Here is a 255-nt window from a genome sequence, read left to right on the forward strand (position 1 = left end):
CTGGCTTGGCCAGAACCTGACCACGCTGGACATCTTCACGCTTGGTGCCGCGCAGCAGCAGACCGACGTTGTCGCCGGCTTGACCCTGGTCCAGCAGCTTGCGGAACATTTCCACGCCGGTGCAGGTGGTCTTGACGGTGTCGATGATGCCGACGATTTCGATTTCTTCGCCGACCTTGATGATGCCGCGCTCAACACGACCGGTCACCACGGTGCCGCGACCCGAGATCGAGAACACGTCTTCCACTGGCATCA

The 255-nt window shown here is 61.2% G+C and carries 1 protein-coding gene; it reads right to left on the minus strand.

Going from position 1 to position 255, the window contains the following annotated elements; genetic code table 11:
• Positions 1–255: EF-Tu/IF-2/RF-3 family GTPase (locus GM672_RS30315; RefSeq protein WP_260115716.1), on the minus strand; the 255-nt coding region annotated here is incomplete at both ends.

This window comes from Pseudoduganella buxea (assembly GCF_009720835.1).
In the GTDB taxonomy this organism is placed as follows: Bacteria; Pseudomonadota; Gammaproteobacteria; order Burkholderiales; family Burkholderiaceae_D; genus Rugamonas; species Rugamonas buxea.